The sequence below is a fragment of the Bradyrhizobium genomosp. I (2014) genome, assembly GCF_000261685.1.
In the GTDB taxonomy this organism is placed as follows: Bacteria; Pseudomonadota; Alphaproteobacteria; order Rhizobiales; family Xanthobacteraceae; genus Bradyrhizobium.
Genome location: NZ_AJQE01000136.1, coordinates 48,516 through 58,177 on the forward strand (window position 1 = coordinate 48,516; position 9,662 = coordinate 58,177).

Annotated in this window: 8 protein-coding genes; 3 read left to right on the forward strand and 5 right to left on the reverse strand. The window is 63.3% G+C overall.

Annotated elements, in window-relative coordinates:
• Positions 1 to 813, forward strand: a complete 813-nt coding sequence (locus IC50_RS12815; protein ID WP_035704719.1) for an ABC transporter permease — start codon at positions 1 to 3, stop codon at positions 811 to 813.
• 111 nt (positions 814 to 924) lie between these two features.
• Here IC50_RS12815 and IC50_RS12820 read toward each other — a convergent pair whose 3' ends face one another.
• From IC50_RS12820 to IC50_RS12835, 4 genes are all read right to left on the reverse strand, one after another.
• Entirely contained in the window at positions 925 to 1,776 is an 852-nt protein-coding gene (locus IC50_RS12820) for a carbohydrate ABC transporter permease (protein WP_035704721.1), read from the reverse strand.
• Positions 1,773 to 2,645, reverse strand: a complete 873-nt coding sequence (locus IC50_RS12825) for a carbohydrate ABC transporter permease (protein ID WP_035704723.1) — start codon at positions 2,643 to 2,645, stop codon at positions 1,773 to 1,775. Before IC50_RS12825 ends, IC50_RS12820 begins: the two co-directional genes overlap by 4 nt.
• A gap of 93 nt (positions 2,646 to 2,738) precedes the next feature.
• Complete coding sequence (locus tag IC50_RS12830; RefSeq protein WP_035704725.1) at positions 2,739 to 4,124, reverse strand: ABC transporter substrate-binding protein; 1,386 nt, start codon at positions 4,122 to 4,124, stop codon at positions 2,739 to 2,741.
• Between the two features lie 175 nt (positions 4,125 to 4,299).
• The gene (locus IC50_RS12835) at positions 4,300 to 5,280 is read right to left on the reverse strand and encodes a LysR family transcriptional regulator (protein ID WP_035704739.1); all 981 of its coding nucleotides are present in this window, start codon (positions 5,278 to 5,280) and stop codon (positions 4,300 to 4,302) included.
• 117 nt (positions 5,281 to 5,397) lie between these two features.
• Between IC50_RS12835 and IC50_RS12840 the strand changes: the two genes are divergently transcribed.
• On the forward strand, positions 5,398 to 6,471 hold the full coding sequence (locus tag IC50_RS12840; protein ID WP_035704727.1) for a 4-oxalomesaconate tautomerase: 1,074 nt from the start codon (positions 5,398 to 5,400) through the stop codon (positions 6,469 to 6,471).
• Positions 6,472 to 6,533: 62 nt separating this feature from the next.
• Positions 6,534 to 7,919 carry a C4-dicarboxylate transporter DctA gene (dctA, locus tag IC50_RS12845; protein ID WP_035704729.1) on the forward strand — a complete coding sequence of 462 codons (1,386 nt, stop codon included), beginning with the start codon at positions 6,534 to 6,536 and terminating at the stop codon, positions 7,917 to 7,919.
• 96 nt (positions 7,920 to 8,015) lie between these two features.
• On the opposite strand, the gene IC50_RS12850 is transcribed toward dctA, so the two are convergent.
• A partial coding sequence (locus IC50_RS12850; RefSeq protein WP_050990974.1) for an AsmA family protein occupies positions 8,016 to 9,662 on the reverse strand: 1,647 nt, incomplete at its 5' end.

Here is a 9,662-nt window from a genome sequence, read left to right on the forward strand (position 1 = left end):
ATGCGCAAAATCCCCCGTCTGTCCCGATTCAACGTCGCCTCGCTCGCGCTGGGCCTGGCGTTCCTCTATCTGCCGATCCTCATCCTCGTCATCTATTCCTTCAACGCCTCGCGTCTGGTGACGGTGTGGGGCGGCTGGTCGCTGCGCTGGTATCAGGAACTCTTCAATGACCGCGCCATGATCGAGGCGGCCTGGATGAGCCTGCGGGTCGCGGTCTCCTCCGCCACCATCGCGACGCTGCTCGGTACGCTCGCTGCGGTCGCGCTGTCGCGCGGCGAGCGCTTTCGTGGCCGCACGCTGTTCTCCGGCATGCTCTATGCGCCGCTGGTGATGCCTGAGGTGATCACCGGATTGTCGCTGCTGCTGCTGTTCGTCGCCCTAAACGCGGAGCGCGGCTTCTGGACGGTGACGATCGCCCACACCACGCTGACGATGTGCTTCGTTGCTGTGGTGGTGCAGTCCCGCCTCGGCTCGCTCGATCGTTCGCTCGAGGAGGCCGCGATGGACCTTGGCTGCGACCCGGTGCGCGCCTTTCTGTCGGTGACGCTGCCGCTGATCGCGCCCGCGATCGTTGCCGGCTGGATGCTGGCCTTCACGCTGTCGCTCGACGATCTCGTGATCGCGAGCTTCACTACCGGCCCCGGCTCCGCGACGCTGCCGATCCGCATCTATTCGGAGGTGCGGCTCGGGGTGAAGCCCGAGATCAACGCGATCTGCACGCTGGTGATTGCCGTGATCGCGGTGGTCATCGTCATCGCTTCGCTCGCTTCGAAACTGTCGAGCTCGCAGGGCGAGAGCGCGGCGCCGCTGTAGCGGAAAGTGTCATTCCGGGCGATGCGAAGCATCGAACTACGGTGCGCAATTGCGCACCTGAGAATCTCGAGATTCCGGGTTCGCGCTGCGCGCGCCCCGGAGTGACACCATTTACGACTTCACCGCGCCCGCCGTGAGCCCGCCCACCATGTAGCGGCGGAAGGCGTAATAGACCGCGGCCGGCGGCAGCGCGTAGATGAAGCCGGTGGTCATCAGCAGCTCCCACGGCGAATCGTCGGCGGCGAGGAAGTTGCCGAGTGCGACGGGGAGGGTGATATCGCGGTCGTTGGACAGCAACAGGAACGCGTAGAGATATTCGTTCCAGGCCAGCAGCACGGCATAGGTTCCGATCGCGACCAGCGAAGGCATCATCAGCGGCAGGTAGACCAAGCGGAAGATCTGCAGCGTGGTGGCGCCGTCCATGACCGCGGCCTCATCCAGTTCGACCGGCAGCTTGTCGGAGGCCTGCTTGAGCACCCAGATCGCGTAGGGGCTGGCGATGGTCACCATGGCCAGGATCAGCGACCAGTGATTGTTGAGCAGGCCGTAATTGCCCATGGTGCGGTACATCGGCACGGCGAGGAAGGCCGCGGGGATGAAGTAGGTGAAGAGCGCGAGGTTCAGCACGGCGCGTCCGCCCGGCACCTTCAACCGCGAGATCGAGAAAGCCGCAGCGGTCGCGATGAACAGCGTCAGCACGCCGACGGAAACGGCGATCACCGTGGAATTCCAGAACTGGACGTAGAAATCGCGGAGGAAATAGTGCTGCTGCTTGAACACGATCTCGAAGTTGTGCAGCGTCGGATGGTCCGGCCACAGCTTGCCCGAGAACGCGTCCTCCTTCGGGGAAATCGCGAACAGGAACATGTGATAGATCGGTATCATCGTCCACAGGAAGACGGGGATGCCGATCAGCAGCAGCCGCGCTTCGGTCGCGACGTCACGGAGAGAGGGAAGCTTCATCGCGACAACCGTTTCATCATGAAGTACACGAGCGGCAGGACGAACGGCATCGCGCAGACGATGGATGCCATCGCCAGCGAGAGCTGGTCGAGCCGGAGATAGCGGATGCCGAGCGTCGCCAGCACGTGCGTGAGGTCGGCAGGTCCCCCGCCGGTGAGCAGGTAGACGCTGTTGAAATCGCCGAGCGTCCAGATCATCGAGAGCAGCGTGCAGGTGACGTAGAGCGTCTGCATCGAGGGCCAGGTGATGAAGCGGAATTTCTGCCACCAGCTCGCGCCATCGACCTCGGCGGCCTCGAACAGATCGTGCGAGATCGCAAGGCGGCCGGTGATCAGGATCAGCGTCCAGAACGGCAGCGACTTCCAGATGTGCACGGCGATCGCCATGGTCAGCGCCACCGTCGGATCGTTCAGCCAGTTCGGGCCGTCATCGCCGGTGAGGGAGAAGATGTAGTGGTTGATCATGCCCCATTCGGGATTGAGCATGAAGCGCACCGACAGGATGGTCGGGATCGACGGCACCGCCCAGGGCAGGATGAAGATCACCGAGAGCCATTTGATCCAGGTGCGCTGCTGGGCGAAGAAGCCGGACAGGAACAGCGCGATCAGCATCTTGATGTTGATGCCGATGACCAGGAAGATCAGCGTGTTGACCGCGGCGCGCGCAAAGATCGGATCATTGTAGAGCGCCACATAATTTGACGGGGCCCGCGCCAGCCACAGCCCGTAGCCGACGGGATAGACGACGAAGGCAAGGAAAACGAGCAGATAGGGCGCGAGCAGGATGATTCCCCAGACCTGCGCCGGGGTCAGCCGCGACGACAAGGGCGGGCCGGGGATTGCCTGATCGCCAGAGAGCGTGATCGCCATTCTTTCGAACTCTTCAAGGAGAAGCCGGCCGCGAAACGCGGCCGGTGTTGTTCTTGCATCCTCTCCCGCAACGCGGAGAAAGGGGCGGGCGACTTAACCCGCGACCTGCTTGATGCGGGCGATCAGTTCGTCGACGGCCTTGTCGACCGGGACCTTCTCGCTGACGACGCGGTTCATTGCCTTCGCCCACACGTTCTCGTTGTTGAGGATCGTGAACTTCCAGTTCTTGGTGAAATCGAACGCGGCGGTGCCGCCCTTGAACTGCGCGTAGACGGCCTTGCGGTGCCTGTCAGCCTGCCAGAACGGGCTTTCCTGGCTTTCCTTGGTCACCGGGAACCAGCGGCCGAGCGCGCCCTCGATGTAGGGACGGACGTTCTCTTCCTGGAGCAGGAAGCTGATGAACTGCTTGGCCTCGGCCTTGTTCTTGGCTGCGGTGAACACCAGCCCGGTCTTGACGTCGGAGCGGTACTTGATGGTTGAACCATCCGGCGCCTTCGGGAAGGATGCCGTGATGATGTCCTGCTCATAGGCCTTCTTGCCGGCGTCGCGCTGCTCCTGGGTGAGCGCCTGGTTCTGCGAGTCCTCGAACCACTTCGCCGCGATCGAAATCGTGAAGTTGTGGGTCATCACGATGGTCTTGTTGTGGAACGCGACGTTGTTGTCGGGATCCTTCCAGGTGGTCGAGGAGGGCGGGGTGCAGCCCTTGATGTAGGTGTCGGTATAGTCCTTCATCGCCTTGATCAGGCCGTCACGGACCTTCGGGTCGTCGACCAGCAACTTGCCGTCATCGTCGACCAGCTTGACGTGGTAGGCATCCATGAAGGTGTAGAACGACTGGAAGGAGTCGGTGGATTCCACGCCCATCGGCTGGCCCACGGCGTAGATGCGCTGGCCGGTGGCCTTGCGGATCGCCGGCTGCACCTTGTCGCACCAGAACGTCCAATAGCCAGTCCAGTCGTTCGGGATGTCGCTCTGCTTGAAGCCGGCCTTCTCCAGCATGTCGTTCCAGATCTGGACGTGCATGCTCTGCTGCTTCAACGGAAAGCCGTAATAGGCCTTCTTCTTGGTGACGTCGTTGTAGAGGATCGACGCATCCAGCGTATTCTGCACGAACCGGCCCTTGATCGGCTCCATGACGTCCGTGAGATCCTCGAGCTTGCCCTCATAGGCCCACTTGCCCTGCGCCTGCACGTCATAGGAGTCGGAATAGGCGACATCGGGAACCGTGCCGGCATCGAGCGCGGCGACCGTCTTCGGAATCATGTCCTGGATCGCGTATTGCGACAATTCGACCTTGATGCCGGTCTTGGCTTCGAATTTCTTGATCGTCTCGATCAGCGCGTCGTCTTCGGAGCGATAGAAGCCCTTGCCCCACCAGACCGTGATCGTCTTCTGCTGTGCAAAGGCGGGTGCAGTGGCAGCAAAAAGCCCGGCTGCAGCGACCGCCAATGATACTGCGCCAATTACCTTGGATCTCACGTTTTTCTCCCTCAAACGGCCGGTGTTTTTAACCGGTCGTATAAAACACTAGCGCATGGTCGTCATCCGATCTAGCGGCATGTTGTCAGACATAGGTCGTGGTTGGAATTCGCGCATCGATCCAAAGGTCGCATCGATGCATGCCAATCAATTCACCTCGTGGCGTCTGGCTTCGTCAGCGTTTTCCTTTGAGGCCCGTCGAAGCGGCATTCGAACTCGCCTCAGCGGATCGGGGCCGCGGCTTGCCTTGCCCGCTTGTCGGGGAAGGAGAACGCCATGCCTCGAGGAGCATCTTGAGAAATTGGCTGGCATGAGGCGATAGCGTCGCCCCGCGCCTGCGCACGATGCCGATCGTCCGCGACACTTCCGGCTCGGTCAGCCGAATGGTGTGAATGATCGGATGGCCGGCCGCTGGCGTCGCGAGCCTCGGCAGCACGGCGATGCCGAGGCCCGCTTCGACCAGGCCAAGCGAGCCGGAGAGGTGAGCGACTTCATAGGACCAGTTCAGCTGCAGGCCGTGTCGCGCCAGCGCATTGTCGATCAGCGCGCGATTGCCGCTGTTGCGACCGACGGTGATGACTCGGTGCGACACGATCTCCGACCAACTGACCTGCCTGCGCGATGCCAGCGGATGGTCGTGACGGCAGGCCAGGACGAAGGGATCCTCAACCAGTTTCTCGAACTCGATTTCCGCATGCGAAGCGCCGATGAAGTTGATGCCGAAGTCGGCTTCTCCGCGCGCGACCGCTTCCAATCCCTCGTTGGCACCGATGTCGAGTATCCGGATGCGAATGCGCGGATACGCTTCGGCAAACCGACCGATCGCACGCGGCAGGAAATAGAACACCGCTGTCGGCACCGCAGCCACCGAGACCAGGCCTGAACTTCGCGCGCCGATATCGTGGATGGCGAGCACCGAGGTCTCGAACTCGTCGATGAGGCGGCGCACCTTCGGCAGGAAGTCGCGCCCGGTCATGGTGAGATTGACGTGGCGCGTCGACCGTTCGAGCAACGGTGCACCGAGGCTCTTTTCCAGCTTTTGAATGCGTCGGCTCAGCGCCGGCTGCGACAGGTTCAGCGCCCTGGCGGTGCGGACGAAGCTTCCCGTCTCCGCCACGGTGATGAACGCCTTGAGGTCGAGCAGTTCCGCGTTCATGGCAGGCTCCATTATATCGATATACGAAATAATACATCAGATCTTTGCATTTCACAAAATAGTTCTGCCGAAGGATGCTCTGGCCTGCGTGAAGATGTCGCCGAACGGAAGAGCTCCATGAACGATCAGATTGCCATTCCCTGTGTGGTCATGCGCGGGGGCACCTCGCGCGGGCCGTTTTTCCTGGCCCGCGATCTTCCGGTCGACCCGAACCTGCGCGACGCGGTCCTGTTGTCCGTGATGGGAGGGGGACACGATCTTGGAATCGACGGGATCGGCGGCGGCAATGCCGTCATCAACAAGGTCGCGATCATCGGGCCGGCAACGGTGCCCGGCGCCGATGTCGATTACCTGTTTGCCCAGGTGCGGGTTCGCGAGGGGATCGTCGATACCTCTCCGAATTGCGGAAACATGCTGGCGGCCGTGGGGCCGTTCGCAATTGAAGCCGGCCTGGTCGCCGCTGCCGCAGATCGCACCCATGTGCGCATCCACAATGTCAACACCGGCAAGTTGATTGACGCGACCGTTCCGACCCCCGCAGGACACGTGACTTACGACGGCGAGGCGCGGATCGATGGTGTTCCGGGAACGGCCGCGCCGATCGAACTGTCGTTCCCCGACGCGGCCGGCGCACGCACCGGCCGCCTCCTGCCGACGGGACGGGCGGTCGACCGCATCAGGGGAATCGATGTGACCTGCCTCGACGCGGCGATGCCGGTCATGCTGGTCCGCGCGGCGGATCTGGGATGGAGCGGCCGCGAGGCGCCCTCCGACTTTGCCGAAAGCGGCTTCCGCGCGCGTCTCGAAGAGTTGCGCATCGAAGCGGGACGCCGGATGGGCTTTCCCAATCCCGCGACGATGGTGATCCCGAAACCGGTTCTGATCGCGCCCGCGAGCGGGGCGACCTTGAACGTCAGGTACTTCATGCCGCACGACTGCCATACCGCGCTGGCGGTCACCGGCGCGGTCGCGATCGCCACTGCGTGCGTCACGCCCGGAACGATCGCTGCAGAGATGGTCGGACCGCTGATGCCGCCGGTGCCGATCACGCTCGCCCATCCCTCCGGCCAGCTCGTGGTTCGGCTGGAGCCCGGCCCGGTTGCCCGGGTGCTGCGGACAGCCCGGCGAATCTTCGAGGGCCACGTCTTCGCCCGTCGGTCGCACGTGCCTCATTCGGTCCTGGCGGCCTGAAGCCCGCCGCGCCTCCGAAGCCATCAAGAATAATCAGAGCCATGGGAGAAACGAGAATGCAAATGCACAAGGAAGCGCTGGTTGGGCACCCGAACAACGAGGCGGGAAAGCCCTTCTACCGGATTCTCTACGTCCAGGTGCTGATTGGCCTCATGCTGGGTGTTCTCACAGGCCATTTCTGGCCCGAGTTTGGCGCCGCGCTGAAGCCCTTTGGCGACGGCTTCGTCAAGCTGGTCAAGATGATGATCGCGCCGATCGTGTTCTGCACCATTGTGAGCGGCATCAACAGCGTCAGCGATTCCCGCGAGGTCGGCCGCACGCTGGTGAAGTCCATGGCGCTGTTCTACCTGCTGACCGTGCTCGCTTTGCTGGCAGGACTGATCGCGGTGTCGCTGATCCAGCCGGGCGCGGGCATGCATGTTGCGGTCAATACGCTGGACCCGTCGGTGGCCGCGAAATTCACCAAGCAGGCAGGGGTATCCGGCTTCGCGGACTTCATGCTGCACATCATCCCGCATTCGTTCTTTGGAGCGTTCGCCGATGGCGAAGTGCTGCCGGTGTTGCTAGTCTCAATCCTGATCGCCTTCGGCCTGAGCCGTGCCGGCGACGGAGGTGTCGTGGTGACAAAGGCAGTCGCCTCATTCTCTCAGGTGCTGTTCGTGTCCTTCGGCTTCATCATGAAGCTCGCTCCACTCGGCGCCTTTGGCGCCATGGCGTTCACGGTGGGCCGCTATGGCATCCGATCGATTGGCTCGCTCGGATTGCTGATCCTGACATTCTATATCGCCTGCTCCGTGTTCGTGGTGGTCGTGCTTGGTACGCTGGCGCGGCTGAACGGCTTCAGCCTGTGGAAAACGATCCGCTACTTCAAGGAAGAGCTGCTGATCGTGCTCGGCACGTCGTCGTCGGAGCCGGCGCTGCCGGGCGCGCTGCGCAAGTTGGAGCAGCTCGGATGCCGGAAAGGCGTATCGGGGCTCGTGTTGCCGATGGGCTATTCCTTCAATCTAGACGGCAGCGCCATTTATCTCACCTTGGCTTCCATCTTCATCGCGCAAGCCTGCGACATTCACCTGTCATGGGGGCAGATTGCGGCGATGCTTGGATTGATGCTGCTGACGTCCAAAGGGGCCGCCGGTGTCACCGGCAGCGGCTTCGTTGCGCTTGTCGCGACTCTATCGGTGATGCCGGATTTGCCCGTGACCGGCGTGGCGCTGCTTGTCGGCATCGACCGCTTCATGTCGGAGGCGCGGGCGCTGACCAGCATGATCAGCAACTGTGTCGCATCCATCACCATTTCGCTGTGGGAGGACGCCTGTGATCGCGAGGTGTTGGCCCGTGAACTGGGACAGCAGGGCACTCTCACGGTCGCGACCGGGATGAAGACCGGCAAGGCAACGGCGGTGCAGGAGGACAAGAGCTGGATCGCGACAACGCAATCGGCTGCGTGATGCCGCGTTTGCGCGAAATCGGTCGCGGTCGTCAGCCTGGCAAGTCGAGCCCGTGGCGTGCAGGCTGCCAATCCAAAGGAAGTGTCGTTGATACCTCTAGTTGGACTTGGCGCCGTCCTTCGCGTTCTCCGCCGTCGGCGATTCCGCAGGTGCGGGACGCTTTCCGCTGCCGGTGATGCGCTCGATTGCGGAGCGCACGGCATCGCCCCCCTTGCGGTCCTTCAGCATGTCGAGCAGCGGCGCGGAGGCCGGCGAGCGACGGATCAGGCTTTCCGGATCGGGAAAGATCAGCGGATCGTCCCACGGGCCCTGCACCACGAACGGCAGTTCGAACCCCGACGCGCTGTTGAGACTCGCCACGCCCTTCATGTCGTATTCGCGCGTCGGCACCGAGGCGGTGCCGGTGAGCGTGATCTTCGTCGCCGGGCCTTCGACGCGGATGTCCTCGGCGGTGGCGATCCCGTCGGAGAATTTCACGGCGATGGTGAGATTGGTGTAGGGCGTCGAGCCGTTGCGGAAATTGCCGCCGCCCGACAGCGGCCGCCGCTCCAGCCGCTTCAGGAGCTGCTCGGCGTTGAAGCCCGAGATCGCACCGTCATGCCCGGTCACGGTGGCGCTTCCGTCGAGTGACTGCACGAGGCCGAACGGGCTCGATCCGGAGGCGAGGAGCGAGACGTTGATGTTGCCGCGGCCGGACAGCTTGTTGAGGCCGAACAATTCGGTGGCGCAGGCCTGGAGATCGACGTCGGTGAACTGGAACTGCGCCTTGATGTCGGCGACGGTATCGGACCGCGCGATGCCGAACGAGCCCTTTGCGATCCCGCCATAGACCTGAGCCTCGCCGACCGAGAGCGCCAGCGTGCCATTGCGCAAATTGGCGCCGATCGCGGTGCGGCCGAGCCTGGTCGGCCCGACCGTCAGCTTTGCTGCCGACAGGCGCATGTCGAGGTCGGTGGTCGACAATCCGTTGAGGTCGAACAGCTGCCTGTTCCAGTCGCGCGCGCCGCTCGCAAGCAGACGGAACGTCGAGATATAGGGTGTAAAGTCGAGCGCGTCGGCGGCGAGCGTCGCCTGCAGCGTCTGCCGGCCGTTGTTGGCGTAGGTCATGACGCCCTCGGCGGCATTGCCGTCGAGCTCGACATTGACGTTCGTGAGCGCGATCGAGGCGCCGACGACGTTGGCGCGCGCCTTCAGCGCGAACCGGCCGAAGCCGCCGCTGCCGGGCTGCGGCTGTCCCGTCCAGCGCAGCGCGTTGCGCAAGGACGGGCTGTCGACGGTGAGCGTGCCTTCCATCATCGGGCTGGTGCGGTTGGCGACGCTGCCGTCGAATGCGAGCTTGAGCGGTGCGCTGGCGATTCGCGCCTTCAGGCCGGACCGGTCGCCGGAGAGGGCGGCGACGAAATCGGAAAAGCTGATCGAGCCGTCGACGCGCTCGCCGCGCCAGTCGAACTGTCCGGTCGCGGCGAAGGAGCGCGAGATCGAGGGCCAGGCCAGCGACAGGTCGATGTCCTCGAGCTTCTCGGTGGCATGCGCGGCGGCTTCCTCGTAATCGAGCACCCCGTCCTGGATCCGGATTTCGGAGAACGAGACCTGGTTCTCGGCTCCGGGCTTCATGGTGCGCGCGATGGTCTGGATGAAGGGTGTCCAGTTGCTGTCGCCGTCCGGCTTGAGGCTGACATGGATGCGCGGCCGCAGCAGCATCAGGTCGGCGATCTCGAACCGCTGCAGCAGCAGCGGCAGGAG